At 67.3% G+C, this 25,966-nt stretch carries 22 protein-coding genes; 13 read left to right on the forward strand and 9 right to left on the reverse strand.

Going from position 1 to position 25,966, the window contains the following annotated elements; all coding sequences use genetic code 11:
- Positions 1-83: 83 nt before the first annotated feature.
- The 3 genes from ACW4LP_RS00520 to thrH all read right to left on the reverse strand — a co-directional run bounded on the left by ACW4LP_RS00520 (position 84) and on the right by thrH (position 3,875).
- Positions 84-1,118 carry a class I SAM-dependent methyltransferase gene (locus tag ACW4LP_RS00520; RefSeq protein ID WP_455803368.1) on the reverse strand — a complete coding sequence of 345 codons (1,035 nt, stop codon included), beginning with the start codon at positions 1,116-1,118 and terminating at the stop codon, positions 84-86.
- On the reverse strand, positions 1,115-3,091 hold the full coding sequence (locus ACW4LP_RS00525; RefSeq protein WP_302569095.1) for an elongator complex protein 3: 1,977 nt from the start codon (positions 3,089-3,091) through the stop codon (positions 1,115-1,117). The genes ACW4LP_RS00520 and ACW4LP_RS00525 overlap by 4 nt, the downstream gene beginning before the upstream one ends.
- A 184-nt stretch (positions 3,092-3,275) precedes the next feature.
- On the reverse strand, positions 3,276-3,875 hold the full coding sequence (gene thrH / locus ACW4LP_RS00530) for a bifunctional phosphoserine phosphatase/homoserine phosphotransferase ThrH (RefSeq protein WP_117285118.1): 600 nt from the start codon (positions 3,873-3,875) through the stop codon (positions 3,276-3,278).
- A 226-nt stretch (positions 3,876-4,101) separates the two neighbouring features.
- On the opposite strand from thrH, the gene ACW4LP_RS00535 reads away from it, so the two are divergent.
- The gene (locus ACW4LP_RS00535) at positions 4,102-4,788 is read left to right on the forward strand and encodes a beta/alpha barrel domain-containing protein (protein ID WP_270358574.1); all 687 of its coding nucleotides are present in this window, start codon (positions 4,102-4,104) and stop codon (positions 4,786-4,788) included.
- Positions 4,789-4,939: 151 nt separating this feature from the next.
- Here ACW4LP_RS00535 and ACW4LP_RS00540 read toward each other — a convergent pair whose 3' ends face one another.
- Together ACW4LP_RS00540 and ACW4LP_RS00545 are read right to left on the reverse strand one after the other, a co-directional pair.
- The gene (locus ACW4LP_RS00540; protein ID WP_302569096.1) at positions 4,940-5,848 is read right to left on the reverse strand and encodes a Ppx/GppA phosphatase family protein; all 909 of its coding nucleotides are present in this window, start codon (positions 5,846-5,848) and stop codon (positions 4,940-4,942) included.
- A 126-nt stretch (positions 5,849-5,974) separates the two neighbouring features.
- The gene (locus ACW4LP_RS00545; RefSeq protein ID WP_302569097.1) at positions 5,975-6,763 is read right to left on the reverse strand and encodes a sortase domain-containing protein; all 789 of its coding nucleotides are present in this window, start codon (positions 6,761-6,763) and stop codon (positions 5,975-5,977) included.
- A 623-nt stretch (positions 6,764-7,386) separates the two neighbouring features.
- Here ACW4LP_RS00545 and ACW4LP_RS00550 point away from each other — a divergent pair.
- Together ACW4LP_RS00550 and ACW4LP_RS00555 are read left to right on the forward strand one after the other, a co-directional pair.
- Positions 7,387-8,244: a hypothetical protein gene (locus ACW4LP_RS00550; RefSeq protein ID WP_022739296.1), complete on the forward strand. Its 858-nt coding sequence runs from the start codon at positions 7,387-7,389 to the stop codon at positions 8,242-8,244.
- A gap of 21 nt (positions 8,245-8,265) precedes the next feature.
- Positions 8,266-9,426 (forward strand): CapA family protein, encoded by a 1,161-nt coding sequence (locus ACW4LP_RS00555; RefSeq protein WP_302569098.1) that lies wholly within the window; start codon positions 8,266-8,268, stop codon positions 9,424-9,426.
- Here the strand turns inward: ACW4LP_RS00555 and ACW4LP_RS00560 are convergent.
- Positions 9,423-10,607 (reverse strand): beta-ketoacyl-ACP synthase 3, encoded by a 1,185-nt coding sequence (locus ACW4LP_RS00560; protein WP_278572454.1) that lies wholly within the window; start codon positions 10,605-10,607, stop codon positions 9,423-9,425. The genes ACW4LP_RS00555 and ACW4LP_RS00560 overlap by 4 nt on opposite strands.
- A gap of 196 nt (positions 10,608-10,803) precedes the next feature.
- Here ACW4LP_RS00560 and ACW4LP_RS00565 point away from each other — a divergent pair, with 196 nt between their 5' ends.
- Genes ACW4LP_RS00565 through ACW4LP_RS00590 form a run of 6 tightly spaced genes read left to right on the forward strand, consistent with a single transcriptional unit; the run spans position 10,804 to position 17,863 of the window.
- Complete coding sequence (locus ACW4LP_RS00565; protein ID WP_302569099.1) at positions 10,804-11,769, forward strand: nitronate monooxygenase; 966 nt, start codon at positions 10,804-10,806, stop codon at positions 11,767-11,769.
- A 10-nt stretch (positions 11,770-11,779) separates the two neighbouring features.
- A complete protein-coding gene (locus ACW4LP_RS00570) occupies positions 11,780-12,742 on the forward strand; it encodes an ACP S-malonyltransferase (protein ID WP_278570669.1) in 963 nt (320 codons plus the stop codon).
- A 2-nt stretch (positions 12,743-12,744) separates the two neighbouring features.
- Positions 12,745-13,503, forward strand: coding sequence for a 3-oxoacyl-[acyl-carrier-protein] reductase (gene fabG, locus ACW4LP_RS00575; protein ID WP_455803369.1), 759 nt, complete (start codon positions 12,745-12,747; stop codon positions 13,501-13,503).
- Positions 13,500-14,792 carry a beta-ketoacyl-[acyl-carrier-protein] synthase family protein gene (locus ACW4LP_RS00580; RefSeq protein WP_418686067.1) on the forward strand — a complete coding sequence of 431 codons (1,293 nt, stop codon included), beginning with the start codon at positions 13,500-13,502 and terminating at the stop codon, positions 14,790-14,792. Before fabG ends, ACW4LP_RS00580 begins: the two co-directional genes overlap by 4 nt.
- Before the next feature lie 9 nt (positions 14,793-14,801).
- Entirely contained in the window at positions 14,802-15,263 is a 462-nt protein-coding gene (gene fabZ, locus ACW4LP_RS00585; protein ID WP_223900573.1) for a 3-hydroxyacyl-ACP dehydratase FabZ, read from the forward strand.
- Positions 15,264-15,265: 2 nt separating this feature from the next.
- On the forward strand, positions 15,266-17,863 hold the full coding sequence (locus tag ACW4LP_RS00590) for an acetyl-CoA carboxylase carboxyltransferase subunit alpha (RefSeq protein ID WP_418686068.1): 2,598 nt from the start codon (positions 15,266-15,268) through the stop codon (positions 17,861-17,863).
- A gap of 402 nt (positions 17,864-18,265) precedes the next feature.
- On the opposite strand, the gene ACW4LP_RS00595 is transcribed toward ACW4LP_RS00590, so the two are convergent.
- From ACW4LP_RS00595 to ACW4LP_RS00605, 3 genes are all read right to left on the reverse strand, one after another.
- A complete protein-coding gene (locus ACW4LP_RS00595; RefSeq protein ID WP_278570681.1) occupies positions 18,266-19,255 on the reverse strand; it encodes a diaminopimelate dehydrogenase in 990 nt (329 codons plus the stop codon).
- A 71-nt stretch (positions 19,256-19,326) separates the two neighbouring features.
- The gene (locus ACW4LP_RS00600) at positions 19,327-21,522 is read right to left on the reverse strand and encodes a sensor histidine kinase (protein ID WP_278570682.1); all 2,196 of its coding nucleotides are present in this window, start codon (positions 21,520-21,522) and stop codon (positions 19,327-19,329) included.
- On the reverse strand, positions 21,512-22,231 hold the full coding sequence (locus tag ACW4LP_RS00605; RefSeq protein WP_455803370.1) for a response regulator transcription factor: 720 nt from the start codon (positions 22,229-22,231) through the stop codon (positions 21,512-21,514). The genes ACW4LP_RS00600 and ACW4LP_RS00605 overlap by 11 nt, the downstream gene beginning before the upstream one ends.
- 164 nt (positions 22,232-22,395) lie before the next feature.
- Here ACW4LP_RS00605 and ACW4LP_RS00610 point away from each other — a divergent pair, with 164 nt between their 5' ends.
- From ACW4LP_RS00610 to ACW4LP_RS00625, 4 genes are all read left to right on the forward strand, one after another.
- Positions 22,396-23,454, forward strand: coding sequence for a C39 family peptidase (locus ACW4LP_RS00610; RefSeq protein WP_455803371.1), 1,059 nt, complete (start codon positions 22,396-22,398; stop codon positions 23,452-23,454).
- Positions 23,455-23,549: 95 nt separating this feature from the next.
- Positions 23,550-24,275 carry an ABC transporter ATP-binding protein gene (locus tag ACW4LP_RS00615; RefSeq protein WP_117284759.1) on the forward strand — a complete coding sequence of 242 codons (726 nt, stop codon included), beginning with the start codon at positions 23,550-23,552 and terminating at the stop codon, positions 24,273-24,275.
- Positions 24,269-25,102 carry a hypothetical protein gene (locus ACW4LP_RS00620; protein ID WP_303148815.1) on the forward strand — a complete coding sequence of 278 codons (834 nt, stop codon included), beginning with the start codon at positions 24,269-24,271 and terminating at the stop codon, positions 25,100-25,102. Before ACW4LP_RS00615 ends, ACW4LP_RS00620 begins: the two co-directional genes overlap by 7 nt.
- 109 nt (positions 25,103-25,211) lie before the next feature.
- Entirely contained in the window at positions 25,212-25,928 is a 717-nt protein-coding gene (locus ACW4LP_RS00625; protein WP_418686071.1) for a DUF5067 domain-containing protein, read from the forward strand.
- The last annotated feature ends 38 nt before the right edge of the window (positions 25,929-25,966 follow it).

Below are 25,966 nucleotides of genomic sequence, written 5' to 3' on the forward strand. Positions count from 1 at the left end.
CCGGTCAGTCACGAATTGACGCTTGTTACGGGAAGACCGTGAATTCGCGGCTGGAAAACGGTGGGGACGAGGGTGCGTCTGGGCTAGAGGCGCTGCAAAATGAGGTAGCGGTTGAGGTTGCCCTGCTTGCCGTCGGCGGAGAAGCGGGCGACCTCACGCAAGGGGAGGGAGGCGGTGGACGCGCAGCTGCTGGCAGAAGGTGCGCTGGGGTTGCGGATGGGGGCGAGGAGGGCATCGATTTCCTTCTCGGGCGTATGGTGGCAGAAGCGGTAGACGCCCTCTGCGTGCTGCCAACCGAGGAGAAAGTCGTTTTCTTGGAAGGTGAGCAAGCCGTGGGCGACGCGGCCCTCGGCAGTGGCCGCGGCGGCCTTGGCGGCCAAGCGCGCATCGTTCAGGAACTGCCAGAACGACACGATGGCGAAGCCGCCGGGCCTCAGGGAACTAAGGAGCCCTTCGAGAACCCGGGCCCGCAGGGCGCCTGTCGGCAGGTGGTGCATGAGTCCGAAGGCGACAGCGAGGTCGCAGGAGTTGCGCGGGAGACGATCGGCGAAGGTGCCGTCGAGGAGGGATTCCACGATGTCGAGGGCGCGGAGATCTACGGTGGTCTTTTCGGGGAGGTTCGTGCCCTGTCCTGAAGCATCCCCTCCTTTCGTTTTGGAAGCAGCAGAGGAGCTGCTAGGGCTGTGCGGAAAGGCGGCAGATAGGGCGCCGATTGCGGGAGATGCCAGATCGGGGCAGTTGTCGAGGGCGGTGATGCGCAGGGGGGCGTTCGTGTGTTCGGCGAGGAAGCGCTCGAAGCGGAGGTTGCCGCAGCCAAGGTCGAGGATGGTGAGGGGCGCCCCGGAATCGCCGGCACTGTCATCGGGGACGCGGGCGGCGTGGCTGGGGAAGGGGCCTTGCACGGCATCGTGGGCCGTGATGAGCTCCCAAGCCTTCTCCCAGCCATGCCAAGGGGCTTGTCTCGTGGCCGAGAACGAGGCGGCCTCGCGGGCGTAGAAGTCGCTCGTGAGGGCGTTCAGCTTGCGGATGACCTGGGGGGAGTAGGCGCCGGGTTGCGAGGCGCTCTGCGTGGTCGTTGCTCCAGATGCGGAAACGCGTTGCTCGTCGGCGATGCTCATGGCAGCGGCCGTTTCTGGTAGAGCCCGGCGTCCTTAAAGCCGAGGTTGCGGTAGTAGACGCGGGTGCCCACGGCGCTGATGACGTTAATCGCGGTGTACCCGGCGGCCGCCGCTTGGGCGCAGGCCTCTTCCACGAGCGCCCGCCCGAGGCCCAGATGCTGGGTGCCCTCGCCGGTGCGGTGCAGGGCGGCCACCTTCCCGTACACATGCACTTCGCGGATCATGGCCTCTTGCGGCGCGGAGGGGGAAGCAAACGAGGAACCCCTCGCCTCGCTTTGCTCGCTCTTGATGGGAGGGGGAGAAGACTCGTTGGCGGTGTCGCGGGGAAGTGCCGTCGGCAGCGACAGGCGGCAGAAGCCGGCGATCTTGTTTTCGGGGGTGATCCATTCAAGGAAGCGCTCTTCGGTGGTGGCGGTCTGGTAGGCGATGGTCTGAAGGGAAAGGTCGCCCACGGTGGCGCCTTCTACGGAGATTTCGCGGGAGCGAATCTCGGCAACCGTCTCGCCCGTGGCATCAACGGCGGCTTCTACCACTTGGCGCAGGTTGGTCTTCTTGTTGCCGGCGAGGATGTCGGTGGCGGAGATGTCGCGGATCATGCGGGAGATGCGCGTCCAGGGCGGGGTGGCCAGCACGTCCTGGACGAGGACTCCCACGAGCTCTTCCTCGGTGTAGGGGCGCCAGCGGCCGGCCTCGTAGCAGTCGGTGAGTCGGGCGCTTTCCACAAGGCAGCAGGGATAGAGCTTCACCTCATCGGGCAGAAACGCCGGGTCGGTGACGAGACGACGGTAGTCGGCAATGTCGGAGGCGGGGTCGGCGCCGAGCAGGTTCACCATGAAGTGCACGTGGTTTTTGAAGCCGAACCGCCGCAAGAGGGCCATGGCGTCGGCGATGCGCGCGGACGTGATGGCGCGGCCGTTGGCGGCGAGAAGGTCGTCGGAGAGGCTCTGGATGCCGATCTGCACCTTGGTGCAGCCGAGCGCGCGCAGGGTTCGGCAGGCATCGGCGGTGACGAGGTCGGGGCGCGTTTCCACCACCAGCCCGACGACGCGCTTCGGTGCCGTTTCGTTGGCGCGATGCAGGGCGAAAAGGGCGTCCCAGGAGCAGCTTTGCAGCGCCTCACCCTCAACGCCTTCCCGTAGGGGCAGACCTTGGTCTGCCCTCTGATCCTCCGTCGACATGCCGGGATGCGGCAGTGTTCTGGCCTCATGCCCGCGCGGGCCTTCCTCGCCGTAGGCCTCCCGCCATGCCTCGTTGTAGGGGAGCTCTCCGGCGTCGATGCGCTGCTGGAGGGGCGCAGCGGCGGCGGCCAGCGCGTCGCGGTCGCGGGGGAGGCCACGGTTCTCGTACCACCTCTGGCGCTCGGTCGCCTCGCGGGCGCGCTCCTCGTCGGGCAGGTTCAAAGCGCGGAAGAGCTCGCCTGTGAACCAGCGCTGGTAGGCGGCGGGGTAGTCGCTCCAGGTGCCGCCCAGCACGATGAGCTCCACTTTGTCGGTGACATGTCCCATGGCGGTCAGCGTCCGCAGGCGCGCGGCCACTTGGAGGAAGGGGTCGAACCAGCATCGCTCGGCCCGCTGGCAGGCCGGCTCGTCGGAAAGATAGCTCTTCGGCATACGGATATCGTTCGGGCAGAACACGCAGGCGCCCGAGCACGGCCAGGGCTTCGTGAGCACGGTGATGGTGGCCACGCCCGAGGCGGTGCGCCGCGGTTTGGCCTGCAGAAGGCGCACGAGGGCTGCGTCGGTCGCCTCGCTCACGTTCCACGCCGCCCACCGCTCGGGCTCCTCGGCCTTCACGCGCAGGTAGAAGGGGAGGAGCCGCCGCTTGGCCACCTGGCGCGTGCCGTCGTGGGCGGCGCGGTTGTGCCGCCGCACCAGCTTGTCGAGCCATGCGGCGTCGGCGCTGCTGTCGGCCCCTTCGCCACCGACGACGCCGCTGCGCACGGCTTCGATTATTTCCAGGAGTGCTTCTTCCATAAGAATGCAAAAGATACCAGGTTCGCCCAAGGAAGTCAGCGAGGTTCCGACAGGCACCTGCAATTCGCTTGAAGCGCGGCCGAGCGGCCTTCGGGCCGTGAGGGAAAGCGCTGAATGCGAAGGGCAGGTGCCTGTCGGAACCGCAGCGTCGACGGGTCCGTTCGTCCCGTTAGGGCGAACGGAACTATAAGGCGGCCTTGATGGCGGCGAGCAGCTCGTCGTAGGTTTCCAGGGCCGGCAGCTCCGGGTACTCGGCCTTGATGGCGTCGGTGGTGCGGAACAAAAAGCCGGCCTTCGAATCCAGGATCATACCCAAATCGTTGTGGGAGTCGCCGGCGGCGATGGTCTGCATGCCGCAGGAGTGCAGCGCGCGCACCGTGGTGAGCTTGGTCTCGGGGCAGCGCATGGCGAAGTCGGTGATGGTGCCGTCTTCGGCGACGACGAGCTCGTTGCAGAACAACGTCGGCCAGCCGAGCTTCTCCATGAGGGGCTTGGCGAACTGCTCGAAGGTGTCGGAGATGATGATGACCTGGGTGAGGCTGCGCAGCTCGTCCAAAAACGCGCGGGCGCCGGGCATGGGGTCGATCTTCGCGATGGTCGCCTGCACATCGGGCAGGCCCAGCCCGTGCTCGGCCAGAACGTCGAGGCGCCACTTCATGAGCTTGTCGTAATCGGGCTCGTCGCGGGTGGTGCGCTTAAGCTCGGGGATGCCGGCTTCCTCGGCGAAGGCGATCCAGATTTCGGGAACCAGCACGCCTTCCAAATCGAGGCACACGACGTTCATAGGGCACTCCTTCCGTGGGCGGCGCCGGGGCCTTAAGGCTTGCGCGCCGCAGGGTATCGTCGGCAGAAGCGTACCCCACCGAAGGCGCCTTGCCGCCTCGGAAGCGGAAAGATGGCGCAGGGGGCGACTTCAGCGGTAGCGCGGGCGCCGGGATTGCTATACTGAGCGCTCTAAGAAGAAGGCGCTGGCAAGGGCGCCACGGGCGGCAAGAGCGAGGAGCGCGGCTGTGACCAAGGTCATCAAGAGAGAACATGCGGAGCGGGCGCGGGCCCACGAGAGCGTACTCGCTGTGCCCGAGGTCATGCGTACGGCCCCCGGCATCGCCATTCAGGGGCGCAAGATTCGCTCGCTCGTGTTCTCGACGGATCTGGCCGTCATCTGCCACTGCGACGCCGATGCGGTGCTCGCGGTGTACCCCTTCACCTGCCAGCCGGCCATCACCCAGGCGCTTGTGGCCGCGTCCCAGCGCCCGGTGTTCAACGGGGTCGGCGGCTCTATCACCCAGGGCGAGCGCTGCGTGGAGGCGGCCCTGCACTCCGAAATGTCCGGCGTGGCCGCCGTCGTGGTGAACACCTCCATTCCCGTGGAGTCCATCTCGGCGCTCGTGGAGAAGGTGGCCGTGCCCGTGTGCGTGACCGCCTGCGCTGCCGACGACGTGGTGCACCGCCAGATTGCGGCGGGGGCCTCCATCGTGAACGTGGCCGCCGGCGCCCGCACGCCCCAGGTGGTGGAGGCCCTGCGCCGGGAATATCCCGACCTGCCGATCATCGCCACGGGCGGCCCGACCGACGATGCCATCCGCGCTACCATTGCGGCCGGCGCCGATGCCGTGAGCTGGACACCGCCGGCCATTGCCGATCTGGAGCGCGAGGTGATGGAGAAGGCCCGGCGTTTGGCGGCCGAGCTGTTGTAGAGCCCTGCAAGTGCGATCCGCAGGGGGCGACCTTGGTCGCCCCTTCGCAGCTGGGGGCACCATTCCGGTTGGGAGGGCTGACCAAGGTCAGCCCCTGCGGGATGTGGGGCAAGCGAGGTTGACCGGCTCCACGGGGTAAACCGGCGGGGCCCTAAAGCATGTGCGTGACGAGGTAGCCCTCGCGGATGCCGTATTTGCAGGGGATAACTTCGGCGGCGCCCAGCTCCTCTGCGAGCGTGCGCACGATGATCATGCCGGGAACGAGGCTGTGGACGCGGTCGGGGGCGGCCTTCACGGCGCGATGGGCGAAAACGGAGACGTCGCCCTGAAGGAGATCGGCGAGCCCTTCCATGTCCTTGCGGCTGATGCTCTTGGGCCGGGTGTCGTCGCCCCACACGGCGGCGACCATCTTCGCGAGGGCGCGCACCGATCCGCCGATGCCGTAGAGCCGCTCGCTTCGGTACCCCTCCAAATTCGGCAGCGCCTGGAGTTCTTTGCGGAACGCGTCGGCGATGGTGCGGCATTCGGCCGGGGTGGGAATGATGCAGCGCACGTAGTTCGCGTAGGCGAGCACGCAGCCGAAAGGTATCGAGATCCCCGCATGGTCGCCATCGGCCGCAAGGGCCGTCAGCTCCGTCGAGCCGCCGCCGACATCGATGAGCGTGCCTGCTGCAAGGGGTGCGCCGATGGAGGCGCCGACGAACCCGAGGTGGGCCTCCTCGCGGGCGGAGAGCACGCGCACCTTATGGTTGATGGCTGTCTCGATGGCCGCGGTTGCCGCTTCGGAATTCGCGCAGTTGCGCAGCACGGCGGTGGCGAAGATATCGACGCGCGCGCAGTTGAGGTTGTCGGCCAGCTTCAGCAGGTCGCCCAGCACGGCTACGGCTCGCGCGATGCCCGCGTTGGAGAGCGCCCCGTCGGTCACGTAAGCGGCAAGGCCGGCCATCTTCTTCTCGTCGACCAACGTGCGGAAGGGCTTGGCGGCATCTTCCCGCTTGGTCTCGTAAACGACCAGGCGAACCGAATTGGAGCCGAGGTCGATAACGCCGAGGCGTGCCATGAGGATCCTTTCTCGAGGGTGCATTCCGCAGTGCTTCCCTAGGGTAACGCAACCTGCCGGCAAAGAGCCGCCCGACCGGGAAGACCGGGCGGCTCGGAGGAGGGGAGGAGCGGGTCGCTGTCGCCTCTAGACGGCGATGACCACGCGGTAATGGGCGTTGTCCCCGCAGCATGTCTGCAGAATGATCGACTCGCCGTAGTCGGTCACGCGGGACTGGATGTCCTCCCAGTAGGTGTCGTCGGGCACGATGAACTCGTCGACGACGGAGTAGGTGCGCGTGTTCCCATCGGAGTCACACACGGTGACGGGATCCCCGTTCTTCAGGGTCATGACGCAGGTGAAGTCGCCGGGGTTGTGGCCGATGAAGTAGCCCCAGCTGCCATCGGTGGTGCTATCGGAGCCCATCCACAGTCCCGCGCCGGAGGCGGGAGCCGAGGCGCTTTCGTAGGAGGGGACGTAGGTGACGATGGCCACGTTCACGTCGATGGAGTCCGCTACCATTTCATCGCCTTCGGGGGAGATGGTCTCGAGGGGCTCGGTCACGTCGACGGCCTCCACATCGATGGAATCGTCGGAGCCTTCGGGCGTCTCGCCGGCAGCGCTCGCGGCGGCCTTGGCGCCGGCATCGTGGCTTGCGCTGTGCTTGGCGGACAGGGAGGCGCGGCTGGAAACTGCGTCCATGGCCAGCTCGTCGTGGATGTCGTCGAACTCGGAGGCCATGGCCACCGCCTCTTCCTGATCCTCGTAGACGATGATGGAGGCCACCTGCTTGACGATGGACGTGTCCTGGGCCGCCTCGGGCATGGGCAGCGTGGCCGGATCGCGGTCGGGCTCCATGGCGTAGGCAATGCCGCCGACCAGGGCGAGCGCAGCGGCGCCGGAAACAACGGCGGCTATGAGTTTCGATGCCTTCATGACGCTTCTTCCTTTCACGAGGCCTATCGACGGAGTCGCGGACGGGCTTCTTCTTTGCGAGGCGAACCCTCTCGTGCGGTAAGGGCCAAGAATGGAACTTGACAGTGCCTATCTTAGGGTGTCCAGGTCACAAATAGGCTCTGAACTGGGCATTGTTGGAATCGCGTATGCGTAAGAGAACTTGTTCGGAAGAAAGAAGCCGCCTTGAAATACGCCCGTTTCCATCCCGTCGCCATTGTTGACGGCATGCAAGCGGAAACGGCGCGGGTTGCGCAGAAGTTGTGGGGGGCCGCTGCCGTTTGGCTCCCGTAGGGGGCGACCTTGGTCGCCCCTGTTTTGTCGCGCGTGGTCGTCCCACTCGCTAGGGCTGACCAAGGTCAGCCCTACGGGGGAGCGACGTTGGCGACCCTTGCTGCACGCGTTGAGGTTTTCGTCGCTGCCGATTGTTGAGGTCTGAGGGCTTTTCGCGAAGAGGGGAGGTCGCAAGGCGATATTTTGCCTATAATGAGCCCACCTGTATTTCGATGGACACAACCGCACGCAAGCTGCTTCGGCGGCAGGCGTGCTGCCACCAAACGAACACGCGAAACGCACGACGGAAACGAACACGAGGTTGATCATCCATGGGAATGAACCAAGACCCCCGAGGGGATGCCTACGGCCGCAGCCCCGAGCGACCCGATGCGCCGGCTCCGGCCGGCCGGGCTCCCCAGGGCTCGCGGGGCAAGATCACCACGCGCCCCTCGCGAGAGAGCATTCTGCAGTCCTACGCGACCCAAGACGAGATGCGCGCCCGTGACGCGCGCCTGCGCTCCCAGCAGGCGTCCCGCGCCTATACCGCCAGCGCCGCCCAGCGCGACGCCGATCGCGCGGCGCGGCGCGAGGCGCTCGCGGCCCAGCAGCGCGAGCAGGAGGCTCGTCGCGCCGCCCAGCAGCGGCCCGCGCCCGCGGCGACTCCGGCCCAGCGCGCCGGCCAGCGCCGAACCCGCGTGGTGCCCCCGCTCTCTTCCCAGGAGAGCTACGACCTCACTCGCTCTTCCATGGAAAGCTACGAGCGCGCCCGTGCCTCCCGCGATGCCCTCTCCGAGGCTCGCCGGGGCCGTGCGCTCAACCGCGAGGTCATCGACGGCCGCGGCAGCATCGATTCGCGCACCTTCAACGAGAGCCACCAGATTTCCGCCTACTCGCGCGACGATCGCGACCGCCATGACCCGATGATTGACACGATGGACAATCGCACGTGGTATTCTCGGGCCGGGCAGGGGTTCGCCACGCCCGCCGAGGGGGCTCCCGGCGCTCCGGCGCCTGTGCGTCGCCCTCGTAGTTCTCGCGCCTCCGACGTGGGGTTTGCCGGCGTTATGAGCGGAAGTGCCAACTATGGCGGAGCGCAGGGCGGCTCCGGCGTGCCGCTGTTCGTCAAGGTGGCCGTCCCCCTGATCGTCGTTCTTCTTGTTGTAATCGTTTGCCTCTTAGTGTTCTAAAGGTTCTAGAAAAGGCTTTACATGTACGCGAAACCGACCTGTCCGACTCCGCTGAAGATCCTTCTCATTGTTGTTATCGCGGTCGAGCTTGTGGCCATCGGGCTCTTGCTCGCCGGCCGCGCCGGCGCTTCCGAGGGAGGTGCGGCGGCCGGATCGTCGGCTGATTCGGCGGCGGCTGCGGCTCCCATTGCCAACGATGCCGCCTCTCAGGGTGCCGACGGGAATGCCGCCGCTTCCGACCCTGCCACCGCTCCCGAGCCCGTGACGCTGACCGTCACCTTCGCCGGCGACTGCACGCTCGGCACCGACATCAACTACGAGAACGAGCGGTCCTTCAACAGCCGCTGGCAGGCCGAGGAGGGCGACGCCACCTACTTCTTGCGCAACGTCGCCGACTTGTTCGGCTCCGACGATCTTACCGTGGTGAACATGGAGGGCGCGCTGACCGAGGGCGGCGAGCGGGCCGACAAGAAGTTCGCCTTCCGCGGCAAGCCGGAGTACGCCAAGATCCTCTCCAGCGCTTCGGTGGAGGCGGCCACGCTGGCCAACAACCACTCCCAAGACTACGGCCAGACGGGCTACGACGACACCATTGCCGCGCTGGACGCCGAGGGGGTGCAAAGCTTCGGCTACGACCGCATCGCGTATCTGGATGTGAAGGGCGTGAAGGTGGCGCTCATCGGGTCGTACTTCCCCGAGGACAGCGCCGAGAACACCAAGGAGATGACCGACAACATCGCCGCGGCCCGCGCCGAGGGCGCCCAGCTCGTGATCGTGTACGTGCACTGGGGCCAGGAGCATGAGTACGACATCACCGAGGGGCAGCAGACCGCCGGGCGCGCCGCTATTGATGCGGGGGCCGATTTGGTGGTGGGCTCGCATCCCCATGTGGTGCAGGGCTGGGAGGTGTATCAGGACCGCTACATCGTCCACAGCCTCGGCAACTTCTGCTTCGGCGGCAACACCAACCCCGACGACAAGGACTGCCTCATCTTCCAGCAGACCTTCACCGTGACCGGCGATACGGTGGCCAAGAACGACGATGTGGACTTCATCGCCGCCTCGGTTTCCACGGAGACCGACCGCAACACCTACCAGCCGATACTGGCCGAAGGGGATGAGAAGGCCCGCATCGAAGCGAAGGTGCAGGAGGCCGCCGACCGCATCGCGGCTGCAGCCTAGATCCGGATCACGCAGGAGCCGGCGGTGAGGCCGCCGCCGAAGGCGGTCATGCAGGCGATGTCTCCCGGCTGCAGCTTGCCCTCGCAAAGCGCCTCGTTCAGGGCGATGAGGGCGCTGGCGCCGCTGACGTTGCCGACGTGGTCGATGATCACTTGGAAGCGCTCCATGGGGAGGCCCATCTTCTTGGCGGCGTAGCGGATGATGCGCTCGTTGGCCTGGTGCGGCGTGAACAGGGTGACGTCGTCGGTGGTCAGTCCGGCGCGGGTAAGCGCCTCCTCGGTGCAGCGAATCATGGCGGAGGTGGCGAACTTGAACACCGCCTGGCCGGTCATGCGCATATAGGGGTCGCTTTCCGCGTCGGCAGCGGCGAGGCGCGGGGCATCGGTGGTGGAGGTGCCGTCGGCGGCGGTCGTGCCGTTGGCGCCGAAGGGCACCTCGCGGGAGGCGAAGGCGCTGTCGCACCAGAGGGTGCGGTCGACGTCGTCGGTGTTTTCCATGTACGAGGAGAGGATGCCAGGGGCGTCGGCTCCGGCGGCACCGGCGGCACCGGCGGCTTCGGCAGTGCCATCAGCGCCGCCGGCTCCGGCCTCCGCCTCGTCGCGCCATTCCAGCACCACGGCCCCGGCGCCGTCGCCGAACAGGATGCACGTGGCGCGCTCTTCCCAATCGACGAGCTTGCTCAGGCGCTCGGCGGCCACGACGAGCACGCGGCGCACGTCGTTGCAGCGCATAGGCGTCCCGGTGCGGGCGGCTTCCTGGCGCGCGAAGGCGGCGCCGGCCATGATGAGGTCGGCGGTGGAAAGCCCGTAGACGCAGCCCGAACAGGCGCAGGACATGTCGTAGCACACGGCGTTTGTGGCACCGATGCGCTCGCGGATGCGGGCGGCCTCGGAGGGGAAGTGGGTGTCGGCGGTGAGCGTCGGGCAGATGATCATGCCAAGGGTGGCGGCATCGATCGCTCCCGCCTCGCGCTGCCAACCGCCCTCCTCAAGCCCCAGCGCTCGCAGAGCCGCCTGGGTGCCCAGGTCGGTGCAGGTCTCCTCGATGGCGACGTGGCGGGTGTGAATGCCCGTGCGCGGGACGATCCACTCGTCGGTGGTGTCTACGATTTCCGAGAGCTCGTCGTTGGTGACGATGCGCGCGGGCAGCGCTCTGCCCGATCCGATGATGACGCTGCCCAAAGCCGTTCCTTTCCGTAAATGATGCCTCAACCTGCTCTATGATGCCCCATATCGCCAAGTTTTCTGCTCAACGATGAGATGTTTGGTGAAGATTTTAAACGCGCGGTCAGTTTTTGGGGCGAATTCCTTAAGATTTCTCAGATAGTTTATCTCAAGGCGCGTGTTGCCGCAGCGAAAGAGAGGACGAGCTGCTTTCATGAAGACCCGTATCACAGAGCTTTTGGGCATTGAGTATCCCGTCGTGCAAGGGGCCATGGCCCGCATCGCCGACGGAGGGCTGGCCGGCGCCGTAAGCGAAGCCGGCGGCTTGGGCATCATCGCCTGCGGGGGCGCCCGGCCCGAGTGGATTCGCGAGCAGGTGGCCCGCGCCCGCGCCCTCACGAGCAAGCCCATCGGCATCAACGTCATGCTGATGGATCCGCGCGCGGGCGAGGTGGCCGAGCTGGTGTGCGAGCTGGGCGTGGAAGTGGTGACCACCGGTGCCGGCAGTCCTGCGAACTACATGAAGATGTGGAAGGAAGCGGGCGTGAAGGTGGTGCCCGTGGTGGCCTCCTCGGCGCTGGCCGCCCGCATGGAGCGCCTCGGCGCCGATGCCGTGGTGGCCGAGGGCACCGAGGCCGGCGGACATATCGGCGAGCTGACCACCATGGCCCTTGTGCCGTCGGTGTGTGCGGCGGTTTCCATTCCCGTCATCGCCGCCGGCGGCATCGTGGACGGCCGGGGCATGCTCGCCGCCTTCGCGCTGGGCGCCGAGGGCGTGCAGTGCGGCACGCGCTTCCTCACGGTGGAGGAGTGCAGCGTGCACGAGGCGTGGAAGGAGAAGGTGCTGAAGGCGAAGGACTCCGACACCATCGTCACCGGGCGCGGCACGGGGCATCCCGTGCGCGGCCTGAAGAACAAGTTCGCCCGCGAATGCCGCAAGATTGAGATGGCCGCCACCTCCGGGGAAGAGCTGGAGGGCATGTACGCCGGCTCGCTCGCCCGCGCCGTGGCGGGAGACGTGGAAAACGGCTCGGTCATGGCGGGCCAGGTGGCCGCGCTGGTGACCGAGCGCGGCACGGCGGCCGGCGTCATTGCCGATATGGTGCGCGAGGCCGAGGCCCTGGCCGGGCGCTCCTTGGGCGAGCTGGCCGAGCTGAACAGCCGCCGGGCGCGCGTGTAGGGAGGCCGCCATGCTTGATGAGACTCCCTTGGCGCCCTTGGGCCCGGCTGGTCTGGTGTTCATGGCCTCGGGCCAGGGCTCGCAGAAGCCCGGCATGGGCGCCGATATGCTGGATATTCCCGAGGTGGCGTCCGTGTTCGCCTGCGCCTCGGACGTGCTCGGCCGCGACGTGGCGGCGCTTGTGCGCGACGCGTCGCCCGAAGAGCTGAACGACACGCGCAACGCCCAGATCGCCATCGCGGCGCTGTCGGTCGGCATGGGGCGGGCGCTTGAGGCGCGCGGCATCGTGCCGGACGCGCTGCTCGGGTTCTCCCTCGGGCAGATTTCCGCCATGGTGCTCGGCGGCATGCTCGCCGAGGAGGACACCTTCGCGCTCATCGCCGAGCGGTCGCGTCTCATGGGAGAGGCGGCCGACGCGAACCCCGGCGTTATGAGCGCGCTTCTGAAGATCACGCTGCCCGAGGCCGAGGCGCTGTGCGCCCAGTGCGCCGAGGGCGAGGTGCTCGTGCCCGCGAACTTGAACGGCGGCGGCCAGATCGTCGTCGCCGGCACGCCGGCGGCGGTGGCTCGCGCCGAGGAGGCTTGGGCCGCGAGCAAGGGCCGCTTCTCGCGCCTGGCCACGTCCGGCGCCTTCCACAGCCCGCTCATGGCGTCGGCGCAGGAGCCCTTCGCCGACTACCTGGCGCAGGTGGAGTTCCGCGAGGCGGTGGTGCCGGTCATCGGCAACGTGCACGCCGCGCCGCTTGACGCCGCCGGCGCTCGCGAGGAGCTGGTGGCGCACTTGGTGTCGCCCGTGCAGTTCGAGGCCAGCGTGGCAAAGCTTCAGGAGGCCGGCGCGAAGATGTTCGCGGAAGTGGGCTTCGGCGGCGTGCTTGCCAATCTCGTGAAGCGCATCGACCGCAGCGCGCCCCGAGCCGCCATTCAGGATCGCCCCTCCTTCGACGCCTTCGTCGAGGAATTCGGAAAGGAATAGACGTGACCGAACCAGAAAACCGCCGCTGCGCCGTTGTGACCGGCTCCACCCGCGGCATCGGACGCGCCGTGGCCCGGGAGCTTGCGGCCGCTGGCATGAACGTGGTGGTGAACAGCTCTTCTGAGCGCAGCCTGCCCGCCGCCGAGGCGGTAGCCGCCGAGATCGCCGAAGAGTTCGGCGTGGAAACCCTGGCCGTGGCCGCCAACGTGGCCATAGAAGAGGAGGCCAACGCGCTCATCGCCGCCGCGGCCGAGGCCAACGGGCGGGTGGATGTGCTCGTGAACAACGCCGGCATCACCCGCGACGGCCTGGCCGCCCGCATGTCCGACGACGACTTCGACGCCGTCATCGACATCAACCTGAAGGGCACCTTCCATTGCTGCCGCGCCACCGCGAAGCTGATGATGAAGCAGCGCTGGGGCCGCATCGTGAACATGTCCAGCGTGGTGGGCGTGTACGGCAACGCGGGCCAGGTGAACTACGCCGCCTCCAAGGCCGGCGTCATCGGGCTCACGAAGTCGCTCGCCCGCGAGCTTGCGCGCCGCAACATCACGGCCAACGCCGTGGCGCCCGGCTTCATTGCCACCGACATGACCGACGCGCTTTCCGATGCCCAGCGCGAGGCCATCGTGAGCCGCATCGGCAGCGGGCGCTTGGGCGAGCCGGACGACATCGCCCATTTGGTGCGCTTCCTCGCCTCGGACGAGGCGTCTTACATCACCGGTCAGGTCATTTGCGTGGACGGAGGTATGTCCCTATGAGCGAGAACGCAAGCGAGAGCATTCAGACCCGGCGGCCCGACGGCACCCATCGCGTCGTCATCACCGGCGTGGGCGCGGTGACGCCGGCCGGCGTGGGCGTCGGGGCGTTGTGGGAGGCGCTCATGGGGCGCGAGTGCTGCATCGCGCCCATCGAGCGCTTCGATACGAATGAGTACGAGGTGCACATCGCCGGCGAGGTGCGCGACTTCGACGGCGTCGAGCACGGCCTGACCAAGAAGGAGGCGCGCCGCTTCGAGCGCTTCGTGCAGTACGCCATCGTGGCGGCCGACGAGGCGCTGGCCCAGTCCGGCTTGGAAGTCACCGACGAGAACCGCGACCGCATCGCGGTGGTGTTCGGTACCGGCATCGGCGGCATCGACGAGCTGCAGAAGAGCTTCGCCACCTTGGAGGAGAAGGGCCCCAAGCGCGTGAATCCCCTGTTCATCCCCACGATGATCGGGAACATCGCGGCGGGCAACCTGGCCATTCGCTACGGCATGCGCGGCGAGTGCCTGAACGTGGTGACCGCCTGCGCCACCGGCGCCCACTGCATCGGCACGGCGCTGCGCGACATTCGCCACGGCTACATCGACGCGGCGCTCGTGGGCGGCACGGAGGAGTCCGTGAGCCCCATCTGCATCGCCGGCTTCACCAATTTGTCGGCCCTTACCCGCGCCGAGGATCCCAAGGAGGCCTCGCTGCCCTTCGACGGCCGCCGCGGCGGGTTCGTGGCCGGCGAGGGGGCGGGGGCCCTGGTCATCGAGTCGTTGGAAAGCGCGCTCGCCCGCGGGGCCGAGCCCATCGCCGAGATCACTGGCTTCGGCAGCACGGGCGACGCCTACCACATGACCGCGCCCGACCCGGAGGCCACCGCCATCACCGCCGCCATGGCCGCCGCTCTGGCCGAGGGCGGCTTCACCCCGGCCGATCTGGGGCACCTGAACGCCCACGGCACGGGCACGCCGGCCAACGACGCCACGGAGTCGAAGGCGCTCGCGAATCTCATGGGCGGCGCGGAGGCGGCCGCCGAGCTGCCCGTCACGTCCATCAAGGGCACCACGGGCCACATGCTCGGCGCCGCCGGTGCCGTGGAGGCCATCGTGTGCGCCCTGTCCGTGGCCCGCGACGCGGTGCCCCCCACGGCCGGCTTCGCCGTGGCCGCCGAGGACTGCCCCGTGGCCGTGGTCACCGAGGCGGTCACCGACTATCCGCAGAAGGTGGCCCTGTCGACCTCGCTGGGCTTCGGCGGCCACAACGCCGCCTTGGCCTTCTCGCCGTACAAAGGTTAGGGGGAGTCGATGAGCGAAGAGACGATTGTCGCGCCGCTGCCCTGGGGGCGCGAGGTCATCGAGGGGATTCTGCCCCATCGCGATCCGTTCGTGTGGGTGAGTCGCATTGTGGCCATCGAGCCCGGCGCTTCCATTGAAGGAGAGCTGGACGTGCCCGCCGACCTGGATATCTTCCGCGGGCATTTTCCCGATCACCCGGTGCTGCCGGGCGTCATCATCATGGAGGCGCTCGCCCAATGCGCTTCCATCGCGGTGCTGCAATCGCCCGAGCTGCGCGGCTGCATCGGTTTTCTTACCGGCATAGACGCGGCGAAGTTCCGCCGGCAGGTGGCCCCGGGCGAGACGGTGACGTTGCGAGCGACCATCGTGAAGTCGTCGCGCCGCCTCGTGGTGGCCGAGGTGGAGGCGTCCGTGGACGGCGAGGTCTGCGCCACGGCCACCCAGAAGTACGTGCTCGCACCCAAGGAGTAACTATGGCCAAAGCGGCTTCCAAGTACATCAGCTTCGACACGGCGGGGAACTTCGTCTCCGAGCTTGCGGATGGCCCTGCGGTGCCCGTGGTGACCGAGGACGGCTCGCTGAAATCGGCGGTCTCCTACGCCCTGGACGCCATCGTGGAAGCGGCCGGCACCCTGCCGGACACGGCGGCGGCCCTGGTGGGCGCCCGTGCCGGGGCGACCCATCGCGACCCGGAGGAGAAGGTGGCCGACGTCTCCGAGCACGTCCGGTCCACCATCGGCGACGACTTCGCCGTAAGTGCGGCGGCCGGGGCCAAGCCCCGGGCCCTCGTCATCGCCTCGGCCAAGAACGCCCGGGCCTTCGTGGTGCCCATGGAGCAGGCGGGCCTCGACGTCGTCTTCGCCACGGTGGACAACCGCTCGCTGGACGGCTTCGCTCGGCGCATGCTGCCCACGCACAACCTGGGCAGCACCACGGCTGATGTGGACGCCGATACGCTTTCCGCCAACATCTACACGGTGCTCTCGGCGGCCAAGGCTTGCGGCGCAGCGCTCATCTTCCTCGACAGCGCCAAGGCGCCGCTCGTCGAGGACGCCTATTTCCTGCGCCACGCTGCCAAGCGCGGTCTGCGCGTGTTCGCTCCGGCCACCGAGGGCACCTTGCGTACCGGTTGGGTGGAGCTTTTGCCCGCCGCCAGCACGACGGAGCCCTCCGAGGCGCCTTGGGAGTCGGCGCCGGCGCCAGCGCCGCTTGTCGACGACGATGAGGGCCCGACCCATTGGCGCCGCTGCCACTACTGCAAGCTCTTCTTCGACAAAGAGGAGATCATCGAGCTGGGCGGCTATTGCCCGGCCTGCGGCACCCTGCAGCGCCTGCGCTCCGACGAGCGCCTGGCCGCCACGGTGGACGCCGGTTCGTTCGAGGAGTGGAACGCGGTTATGCCCGATTTCGATCCGCTCGATTTCCCCGGCTATCCCGAGAAAATCGCCGACCAGCGCGCAAAGAGCGGGCTTGAAGAGGCCGTGCGCACGGGGCGCGCGACCATTGCGGGGCTGCCTTTGGCCATCGGCGTCATGGAGTCCGGCTTCTTCATGGGCTCGATGGGGCATGTGGTGGGCGAGAAAGTGGCCGCGATGATCGACCGCGCCATCGCCGAGCGTCTGCCGGTCGTCGTGTTCTGCGCATCCGGGGGCGCCCGCATGCAGGAGGGGCTCATCTCGCTGATGCAGATGGCGAAGGTGTCCTGCGCCGTGGAACGCCTGGGGGCGGCCCATCTGCCCTTCATCACCGTGCTCACCGACCCCACGACCGGCGGCGTGACGGCGTCGTTCGCCATGCAGGGCGACATCATTTTGGCCGAACCCGGCGCGCTCATCGGGTTTGCCGGGCAGCGCGTCATCCGCGACACCATCAAGCAGGAGCTGCCGGAAGGGTTCCAAACCGCCGAGTTCGCGCTTGAGCACGGGCTCATCGACGCCATTGTCGAGCGCTCCCAGATGCGCAGCGTTCTGGCGCAGCTGCTCGCGCTGCACGCGCCCGCCGACGATATGGGGCGCATTGTCACCTACCACAGCGTCATGGACGCCCTGCGCGTCGGCCCGGGCGCCTACGGCTCGGTGGATGTAGCTCCTGAGGCCCAGGCGGTGGGCGAGCGCATTCGCGACGAGGAAGCTGCCGGGTTGTGGCGCAGCTTGGCTGGAGTGCCGGTAGTGGGAGAGCTCATCGGGCGGTCGGAAAGCCCCGAGGAGGCCGAGGAGGCGTGCCGCCGCGAATTGGAGCGCCACGCCCGCCGCGAGGCCCGCAAGTCCGGGGTGAGTTTGGAGGCTCCGGCCGGCAGCGCGTGGGAGAGCGTGCAGATCGCCCGCAACGTGCACCGTCCCACGGCGCGCCGCTATATCGATGGCATCGTCGAGGGCTTCATCGAGCTGCACGGCGACCGCGCCTTTGCCGACGACGGGGCCATTCTTGCCGGCATCGGCTGGATTTCCGGCCATCCGGTGACGATCATCGCCCAGGAGAAGGGCGTGAACTTGGCCGATCGCGTGGCCCGCAATTTCGGCTGCCCCCAACCTGAGGGCTACCGCAAGTCGCTGCGCCTCATGCGCGAGGCGGAGAAGTTCGGCCGGCCGATTCTCTGCCTGGTGGACACCCAGGGTGCCTTCTGCGGCACCGAAGCCGAGGAGCGCGGCCAGGGCAACGCCATCGCCGACAACCTGGTCGCCATGGCCGGCCTGCGCGTTCCCGTGGTGAGCGTGCTTCTGGGCGAGGGCGGGAGCGGCGGCGCCTTGGCGCTGGCCGTGGGCAATCGCGTGGCCATGCAGGAGCATGCGGTGTACTCGGTGCTCTCGCCGGAAGGTTTCGCTTCCATCCTGTGGAAGGACCGCACCCGCGCGCCCGAGGCCGCCGAGGCCATGCAGATGGACGCTGCCTCGGTTTTGGCCGGCGGCATCATCGACGCGGTCATCTCGGAGGGGGAGGGCCCGGCTCACGAGAACCCGGAGGCCGCCATTGCCGCCGTGCGCGACTACGTCCGCGAGGCCTACAAGGAGCTGGCCGACCTCACGCCCGACGAGCTGGTTCGCCAACGCCAAGAGCGCTTCGCGAAGTTCTAGCAGGATATCCGGCTTTCCGGCCGCCCCGCGTTGCGCCTCGCTCTACGGCGGCCGGATGCTCTCGGGACAATTTGCGCGCCTCTATTTTCGCAAAAATTGCGATTGTTAGCACGAGGGGGCGGCTCACGCTCTGTCTTGTTCTGAAGCGGGATCTTCTGATGGGAAGATAGAGCATTTTAAAGGAAAGATGAGGCGCAATGAGCTGGTTTTGCTCCGCTTCGCGTCGTCCTCGTCTCCTTGGGCATTCTTCGTTTGCTAACAATCGCAATTTCTTGGAAAAACCGAGGGGCAAGTTGTCTCGAGCGATGAAAATGCCTCGAGCGATGAAAAAGCGGACCACCTGGTGGGCGGTCCGCTTGTTGATGAGCGTGCGTGTTCGCTGGCGCTGTTGGGCGCGCGGCCTTACAGCATCTTCGCGCGGAGCTCCTCGGGGGTCATGGGCGAGAGCAGCGCCGGCGCGATGTCGAAGATGGTACGGCAGCCCGTCTCGCCCGCGCAGGCCATGCGCCAGCAGGCGCGGGCGCAGGCGACGAGCACGCTGCCGGTGAACTCCGGGTTGGAATCGAGCTTCAGCGAGTACTCGATCACATGGGTGTTCTCGCCGGCGGCGCCCGTGGTGCCGGTGCGGATGACCGAGCCGCCGTGGGGGATGCCGGCGTGGTCGCGGTCGAGCTCTTCCTGGGAGATGAAGGTGACTGTGGTGTCGTAGTCGGCGAAGTAGTTCGGCATCGTGACGATGGCCTCTTCGATGGCGGCCGTATCGGCGCCCTCCTCGGCCACGACGAAGCACTCGCGGGTGTGTTTCTGGCGCGTGGTCAGTTCCGGGTTGGCACCGGAGCGCACGGCCTCCAGCGCCTCGGGCACGGGCACCGTGTACTGGCGGGCGTCCACCACGCCGGGGATGCGGCGGATGGCGTCGGAGTGCCCCTGGGAGACGCCGCGGCCCCAGAAGGTGTAGTCGGCGCCGTTGGGCATGATGGCGTTGGCGTAAACGCGCGAGACCGAGAACATGCCCGGATCCCAGCCCACCGAGATGACGGCCACATGCCCCGCCTCGCGGGCCACCGCGTCGACGGCGGCGAAGTGCGCCGGGATGTTGGCGTGGGTGTCGAAGGAGTCGACCACGTTGTAGAGCGCAGCGGCTGCCGGGGTCTGCTCGGGCAGGTCGGTGGCCGAGCCGCCGGCGAGCATGAGCACGTCGATGTCGTCGGTATGGGCGGCCAGCTCCGTGGCGGGCCAGACGGCGACGTTCTCGCCGAGCGGGTGCACGCTGGCCGGGTCGCGGCGAGTGAACACGCCCACCAATTCCATGTCGTCGTTGGCGGCGACGGCCAGTTCAATGCCGCGGCCGAGGTTGCCATAGCCGAGAATGCCGATGCGGATGGGGTTCAATGGTGCCTCCTTGGGTGTTCGCTAAGTGGGAAAGCGGTGCTTCGGGGCCGATGCCTGCTTTGGTTTTGAAGCTAGCGGGACAGGCCGCGCCGCCGGGGTGTCGCATCATTATCGCGTACCGTCTTACGCGCGGGAACCTGTCCGTGGCGAGCGTTACGAGGATTTAACGGAGAGGTACCTTGGCGCGGCGCTTGCGTCCGTTCGCCGACGGGGCGTTGTGGAATCGGGCGGGCGGAGGGCCCGCGACGCGCCGTTGCGGAAGGCGGCGCGGAAGTTGCTCGCGTGCTTGCCGGTCGCACGGTGCGGGGCGGCACGGGCTCAACCGGCCGTTGGACGCCCTCAGTCGCGCCCGGGATGCGCGGCGCGGCGGCTGCCCCTTCAATCTCCTCCCCCTGGGTGGGTATGCGCAGGGTGAACACGGTGACGCCCCGCTCGCTCGCCGCCTCGATGTCGCCGTGATGCGCCACGACGATTTCCCGGGCGATGGCGAGCCCCAGCCCCGCGCCGCCCTTCTTCGAGGAGCGCGCCCCGTCTTCGCGGTAGAACTTCTCGAAGATGGTCTCCAGATGGGCGTCGGATATCTCGCGTCCGCGGTTGGCCACGGTGATGGTGGTCGTGCGGGCGTCCTGGCGGGCGGCGATGGCGATGACGGAGTTCGCGTCGGCGTAGGCCACGGCGTTGCGCAGCACGTTGCCCAGCGCCCGGGCGAGCTTGTCCGGATCGACGAAGAACTGGCCCGCGCCGGCGGCGTCCACGGTGATGCGGATGTTGCGGGCGGCGGCCTCGGGGAAGAACGCCTCGGCCACCTGCTGGCAGAACAGGCGCACCCCCACGGTCTCCCGCTCGATGGGAATGGCCGACAGGTTGTAGCGGGTGATCTCGAAGAACTCGTTGATGAGGCTTTCCAAGCGCTCGGCCTTCGAATAGGCGATGTCGGCGTACTTGCGCAGGGTCTCCCGGGGCAGATCGGTCGTCTCGCGCAGCAGGTCCAGGTAGCCGAGCACCGAGGTGAGCGGCGTGCGGATGTCGTGGGCCAGATAGGCCACCAGCTCGTTCTTGCGCTGCTCGGCGGCGTGGGCGGCGCGCTCGTCGGCCAGCGACTGCGAGCGGATGACCGCCAGCTCATTGCGGGCGATGGACAAGTCGGTCGGCAGCTCGATGGGGGCGTCCTTGTCGGCGAGCAGGCGCCCCACGGCCCCGGACAGCTCGTCGAAGTAGCGCAGCGACCGGTTCAGGGCTCTCAGGATGATGGCGAGCCAGCCGGCCACGAAGACGAGCAGGGCCAGCGGGAGCTTGAACGACTTGACGAACGTGTAGGTGGCGACGTCGCGCATGCGGTAGACGCCGTCCTCGCCGTACTGGATTTGCCAGACCGGGTTCTCGTCGGAGACGCCCAGCGCCCGCGCCTCCTCGGCGGAGGTCAGGTCGAGCCAGGCGCTGTAGGCCTGCTCCTGGGATTGGCGAAAGGCGCTTTGCAGAAGGTCGTTCAGCGTCGGCTGATCATAGCCCAGGACGGCGGCGCTGACGAGGATTCGCGTGGCCGCATCCACCGTGGTCTCCGGCGGCATGAACGTCTGGGCCTCGGGCAGCGAGAGCCCCAGCTCCTGCAGGGATGCCGACACGCGCAGGGCCGCTATGGCTTGGGCGGCGCTCGCGTCGTCAGCGGGAATGGCCTCGGCGGTCAGAATGGTCTGATAGGGAAGGAGGGGAACGGCCCGGGCGGTCTTGTCGGCCGGGGCGCTGTCGGTCTCGGCATCGAGGGCGGTCGCGTCGTCAATGAAGGTGCTCGCGTCGCCGATGGCCGCGGCGTTGGTGCCCGAGGCGACGGCCACATCCTCCCCGAGCTTTTCGGCCCGTTCCTTGGCGTAGGCCGCGGCAGCCTCGGCGTTCTCGGGCGAGTCGGCCATCATGCTTGCATACTCCGCCAGGGCGTCTTCCATCTCGTTCACTTCGCCTTGGATCTTGGTGATAGTGCCCGCATCGTTGGTGTAGCCGCCCTCGACGGCCTCGTTGACCCAGAGGTCGAACAGGCTGGCATCGTCGAGCAGCCCCTGGTCGGTGAGGATCTGCTGGAACTGCTCGGAGGAGTTCAGGGTGCGCCAGGACGAGGTCGAGTCGGCCACCCAGTTCGCGATTGAGGGCACCATGAAGGTCTCGATGGCCAGGCAGGCCAGAGCGAAGGCCCCGCTAAACAGCAAAAGGTTGCGAATGAGGCCGCCGAGCACGCGCCGGCGCAGGACGCGGGCCTGCTCGCTTTTAAGCGCCATGACCGGTGTCGCTGGGCGCGCCGCGCAGCTTGTAACCGACGCCCCAAGCGGTTTCGATGAACGTCGTGGAAGCGTCGATATCGGCGAGCTTCTTGCGTAGGCGGCGGATGTGCACCATGACCGTGTTGGCCGCCGCGTCGTCGAAGCGCTCGTGCCAGGCCCCTTCGAACAGATCGGCCGCCGAGACCGGTGAGCCGACCGACTGGGCCAGAATCGCCAGAATGGCGAACTCCTTGGGGGTGAGGTGCAAAGGCTCGCCGTGGAGCGTGGCCAGATGCGTGCGCAAGTCCACCTCGATGGCGCCGGCGGAAAGCAGGGTCGAGGAAGCCTGGGGCGCTGCTTGGCGTCGGCGCAGGCGCGCCTTCACGCGGGCCACCAGCTCGCGGGGCCGGAAGGGCTTGGTGACGTAGTCTTCGGCGCCCAAGGTGAAGCCGACGACTTGGTCGACTTCCTCGTCCTTCGCCGAGAGGAAGATGACGGGAATGTCCCGCATCTGGCGCATGCGAACGCACAGCTCGAAGCCGTCGATGCCCGGCATCATGATATCCACGATGGCCAGGTCGAACGGCGTGCGGGCGAGTATGTCGAGGGCCGCCTGTCCGCTGTAGCAGGCCAGCGCGTCCATGCCCTCGGCCACGAGCAGGTTGACAACCAGATCGGCGATGGCCTGCTCGTCGTCCACCACCAGTATGTGAGCGCGTTTTTCCATAAGGGCTATTGTACGCGATTCGCCCCGGGTTTTGCCAATGGGCATGCCATCCCGTGACAGCTTCAGGAAAAGTTAAGGTGCCCTGCCGGAAATGTCAGATTTCGCTATGGGACGCGTAAGCCGGCTGGTCGGTAAGGTGGGGGTGCAACGTAAGGAGAAAACCCATGGACACTGCTGCCTACCGTTTTGACGAGGGGAACTTTTACGGAGGAGATGCGCCCCTAAGCCGCACTGGGAGAGTGGACGCTTTGGACGTTTCAGATGCTCGGGGTGCTTCGGGTGTTCGGAATGTTTCGGGGGTCGCCCCCAATCCTTTCGGGCGTGATGCCTGGGTGCGGCCGCAGGGCGCGGGGGGCCGGCCGGGCGATGGTGCGGGATCAACGACCGCCCGGAGCTCCTCGCCGCAGCGGCGGCGGTCGCGCGGGTCGGCCGTAGCCCCGACTGCTACGCCGGGCGTGGTGGCGGCCATGCTGGGCGGTCTGGTTCGCACGGGCCGCGCCGCGCGGGGCCGCCGCATCGGGCGGCGACGCTGGCATCTGTGGTCGGTGCTGGGCGTGGCGGCGCTTTCCGTCTTCGTCGTAGTCGCGCTGTTCCAGATGGCGAACCTGTACGCCGAAGGGCTGGGGCTCGCGGGGCCGGGCATCGCCTCGCCCACGGCCGACGCCTCTGTGGCCGCTGCGGACGCGGGTGGCGGAGCCGAGGCCGCTAGCACCCCGCGCGACGAGTGGCGCGGCGGCGAGCTGCCCTTTCTCTACCAGACCGACCCCCAGTACCGCGATGCTTCCTATGCCGGCGCCACGGTGGGAGAGGCCGGATGCGGGCCGACGAGCCTGGCCATGGTCTACATCGCGCTGACGGGGAAGACCGACAAGGATCCCGCCGCCATGGCCGCCTTCAGCGAGGCCGAAGGCTACGTGGAAGAGGGTCTCACCGCCTGGCGATTCATGACCGACGGCGCGGCCGATCTGGGGCTTTCCTCCCACGAGGTGCCGGCAGACGCAGGGCGGCTTAAGGAGGAGCTCGCCCAGGGGCATCCGATCATCTGCAGTATGCGCCCCGGCGATTTCACGAGCACAGGGCACTTTCTCGTGGTGGCCGGCGTGGCCGACAACGGCGAGCTGGTCATTCACGACCCCAACAGCCCCGCCAACAGCGCTCGCACGTGGGATGCCGAGCGCGTGCTCGCCCAGTGCGCCAACCTCTGGGCCTTCGAGCGAGGCTAGCGGGAGCGATTCGCTCATTCGGTGGGGTTCCTGCTTGACGATCGGCGTCCGTGCTAGGATGGGGCCAGTGATTCCGAACGATGAGGAGGCTTCCCATGGATGCCTTTGTCCCCGAAGTTGCGCCGCCGCCCTTGCTCGAGTGCCGCGACCTCACTAAGCGCTATGGCGCCACGGTGGCGCTCGATCGCTTTACTGTCAGCTTGCCCGCCGGCCGCATCGTGGGGCTGCTCGGCCCGAACGGCTCGGGCAAGACCACGCTGCTGAAGATGATCGCCGGCGTGGCCCATCCCACGGCGGGCGACATTCGCGTGGCGGGCTATGAGGTGGGCCCGGAATCGAAGGCACTCGTCTCCTACCTGCCCGAGCGGCCCTACTTCTCCCGCTCCATGCGCGTGCGCGAGATGATCGCCTACTTCGCCGACTTCTACGAGGACTTCGACGCCGCCTTGGCGCGTGACATGCTCGCCCGGCTCGGCGTGCCCGAGGACGCTCCCACCTCGGCGCTTTCCAAAGGCACGGTTGAGAAGGTGCAGCTCACGCTCGTCATGGCCCGCCACGCGGCACTGTATTTGCTGGACGAGCCCATCGGCGGCGTGGATCCGGCGGCCCGCGATTACATCCTGCAAACGGTCATTCGCGCCTATCGGCCGCAGTCGTCCATCATCCTTTCCACCCATCTCGTACGCGATGTGGAGGCGTTCCTGGACGACTTCATCCTGCTGCGCTATGGCCAGATGCTGTTGCACGCGCCCGTGGCCTACGTGACCCAGGAGAAGGGCACGACGCTGGACGCGTTCTTTCGAGAGGAGTTCCGATGCTAGGAAAGCTCTTCGCCCAGGAAATGCGGGCGCTTTGGAAGCCCGCGGCCATCATGCTGGCCGTTATGGTCGTCGCCGGCGTGGTGGGCATCGGCTGCATCGAGGCCACCGACGCCGTGAGCCGCGCGGCGGGATTCGCCTCCCGTTACGTCAACGAGGCATCGGCCGCCTCCAACCTGACCGTGGTGTTCGTAATGGCCGCGCTGTTCTGCGGCTTTCTCGTGTGGGCCAGCCTTGTGGCGGTCTACGTGTTCATCGCGATGCGCTTCTACCGCACGATGTTCACCGACGAGGGCTATCTCACGCTCACGCTGCCGGTGCGCGCGGGCACGCTGGTGGCGGCGAAGTTCTGGGCTGCCTTTTTGCTGGCGGCGGTGTTCACGCTTATGGCCTGCGCGCTCGCCTCGCTGGCCATGCTCGCGATCACCGACGGCGATGGGGACATGGTGTCGGTGGTGCTGTCGCTTTTGGGCGGCTGGTCGGCGCTGACGGGCAACGGCGGGGTGGTCTCGTCGATCATGGGCGTGGCGAATGCCCTCGTGTCCGCCGCCTACACCGTGGGGCTGGCGTTCCTCTCGTTGACGCTGGGCGCTTGGTGGGCGCGGCGGCATAAGGTGGCTGCGGCCGTGGCGCTGTATGTGGGAATTGGCTGGGTGATCTCTCTTCTGTTCTCTATTGTCGGCGTTCTGGCCATGGTGGGGGACACGGGAACGGCGTCGTTTATGCTCAGCGTGGTGTCCATCATGCAGACGGTGGTGAACCTTGCCGTGGCCGGTGGCGGTGTCGCCCTGTCCGCTTACCTCGTGCGCGCCAAGGTCGACCTGAGCTAGGGAAAATTTGCGGCCGCCTTAGCTGGCAGCTAATGAAACGGTTAACGAGAACGGATACCCTTCTTCCTTGTCCGTTAGGAATAGCGCGTTTAGAAGAAGGGAATCATCTATGGAAACGCAACCTCGCTCGGCTATGGCCGTGGCTTCTCTCGTATTGGGAATCGTGGCACTGGTCACGTCGATTCTGCCGATTATCAACAACCTCTCCTTCCTTTTGGCCATTCTCGGCATCGTCTTCGCCATCATTGGATTGGTAGGTATTTCGAAGGGGAAGAAGAGCGGCAAGGGCCTAGGGATCGCCGGCCTCGTGCTTTCCGTGATCGCCTTCATTCTCGTGCTCGTAATGCAGAGCGCCTTCAGCGCCGCCCTCGACCAGGCCATGGAGGAGAGCGGGCTTGACACGGCGACGGCGCAGGGTGCAGCGGTCGAAGATTCCGGATCTGCGACTGAGCCCCAGGCGGCCGAGCAGAGCGCATCGGACGCGGCCGCTTACGGCGTGACCATCGACGGCTGCCGGGTGACTGAGGACTACCAGGGAAATCCGGCTGCCGTGGTGACCTACACCTTCACGAACAATTCCGACGAGGCGACCAGCTTCATGGTGGCGCTTTATCCCAAAGTGTTCCAAAACGGCGTTGAGCTGGGCACAGCCATCGGCAGCGATTGGGATTCCGAGAAGTACTCGAGCGATGTGAAGTCTGGTTCCTCTACGACGGTGGAGATGGGCTACGCCCTGGAGGACATGAGCGACATCACGGTTGAGGTCGAGGAGCTTTTGAGCTTCAGCGACGCCGTCTTGGCCGAGCAGACGTTCTCGCTGAGCTAGCGTGCCCGATGGCGCACGTCTCGGGCGCCCGTCTCCGA

This window comes from Adlercreutzia sp. CNCM I-6215 (assembly GCF_977072315.1).

What these genes read in the sequence shown, in the direction of transcription:
- ACW4LP_RS00590 (WP_418686068.1), top strand. Translation starts at nt 15,266, where the DNA reads ATGGCCAAAGCGGCTTCCAAGTACATCAGCTTCGACACGGCGGGGAAC.
- fabZ (WP_223900573.1), top strand. Translation starts at nt 14,802, where the DNA reads ATGAGCGAAGAGACGATTGTCGCGCCGCTGCCCTGGGGGCGCGAGGTC.
- ACW4LP_RS00520 (WP_455803368.1), bottom strand. Translation starts at nt 1,118, where the DNA reads ATGAGCATCGCCGACGAGCAACGCGTTTCCGCATCTGGAGCAACGACC.
- ACW4LP_RS00570 (WP_278570669.1), top strand. Translation starts at nt 11,780, where the DNA reads ATGCTTGATGAGACTCCCTTGGCGCCCTTGGGCCCGGCTGGTCTGGTG.
- ACW4LP_RS00605 (WP_455803370.1), bottom strand. Translation starts at nt 22,231, where the DNA reads ATGGAAAAACGCGCTCACATACTGGTGGTGGACGACGAGCAGGCCATC.
- ACW4LP_RS00525 (WP_302569095.1), bottom strand. Translation starts at nt 3,091, where the DNA reads ATGGAAGAAGCACTCCTGGAAATAATCGAAGCCGTGCGCAGCGGCGTC.
- ACW4LP_RS00565 (WP_302569099.1), top strand. Translation starts at nt 10,804, where the DNA reads ATGAAGACCCGTATCACAGAGCTTTTGGGCATTGAGTATCCCGTCGTG.
- ACW4LP_RS00545 (WP_302569097.1), bottom strand. Translation starts at nt 6,763, where the DNA reads ATGAAGGCATCGAAACTCATAGCCGCCGTTGTTTCCGGCGCCGCTGCG.
- ACW4LP_RS00580 (WP_418686067.1), top strand. Translation starts at nt 13,500, where the DNA reads ATGAGCGAGAACGCAAGCGAGAGCATTCAGACCCGGCGGCCCGACGGC.
- ACW4LP_RS00625 (WP_418686071.1), top strand. Translation starts at nt 25,212, where the DNA reads ATGGAAACGCAACCTCGCTCGGCTATGGCCGTGGCTTCTCTCGTATTG.
- ACW4LP_RS00600 (WP_278570682.1), bottom strand. Translation starts at nt 21,522, where the DNA reads ATGGCGCTTAAAAGCGAGCAGGCCCGCGTCCTGCGCCGGCGCGTGCTC.
- thrH (WP_117285118.1), bottom strand. Translation starts at nt 3,875, where the DNA reads ATGAACGTCGTGTGCCTCGATTTGGAAGGCGTGCTGGTTCCCGAAATC.
- ACW4LP_RS00555 (WP_302569098.1), top strand. Translation starts at nt 8,266, where the DNA reads ATGTACGCGAAACCGACCTGTCCGACTCCGCTGAAGATCCTTCTCATT.
- ACW4LP_RS00540 (WP_302569096.1), bottom strand. Translation starts at nt 5,848, where the DNA reads ATGGCACGCCTCGGCGTTATCGACCTCGGCTCCAATTCGGTTCGCCTG.
- ACW4LP_RS00620 (WP_303148815.1), top strand. Translation starts at nt 24,269, where the DNA reads ATGCTAGGAAAGCTCTTCGCCCAGGAAATGCGGGCGCTTTGGAAGCCC.
- ACW4LP_RS00550 (WP_022739296.1), top strand. Translation starts at nt 7,387, where the DNA reads ATGGGAATGAACCAAGACCCCCGAGGGGATGCCTACGGCCGCAGCCCC.
- ACW4LP_RS00610 (WP_455803371.1), top strand. Translation starts at nt 22,396, where the DNA reads ATGGACACTGCTGCCTACCGTTTTGACGAGGGGAACTTTTACGGAGGA.
- ACW4LP_RS00615 (WP_117284759.1), top strand. Translation starts at nt 23,550, where the DNA reads ATGGATGCCTTTGTCCCCGAAGTTGCGCCGCCGCCCTTGCTCGAGTGC.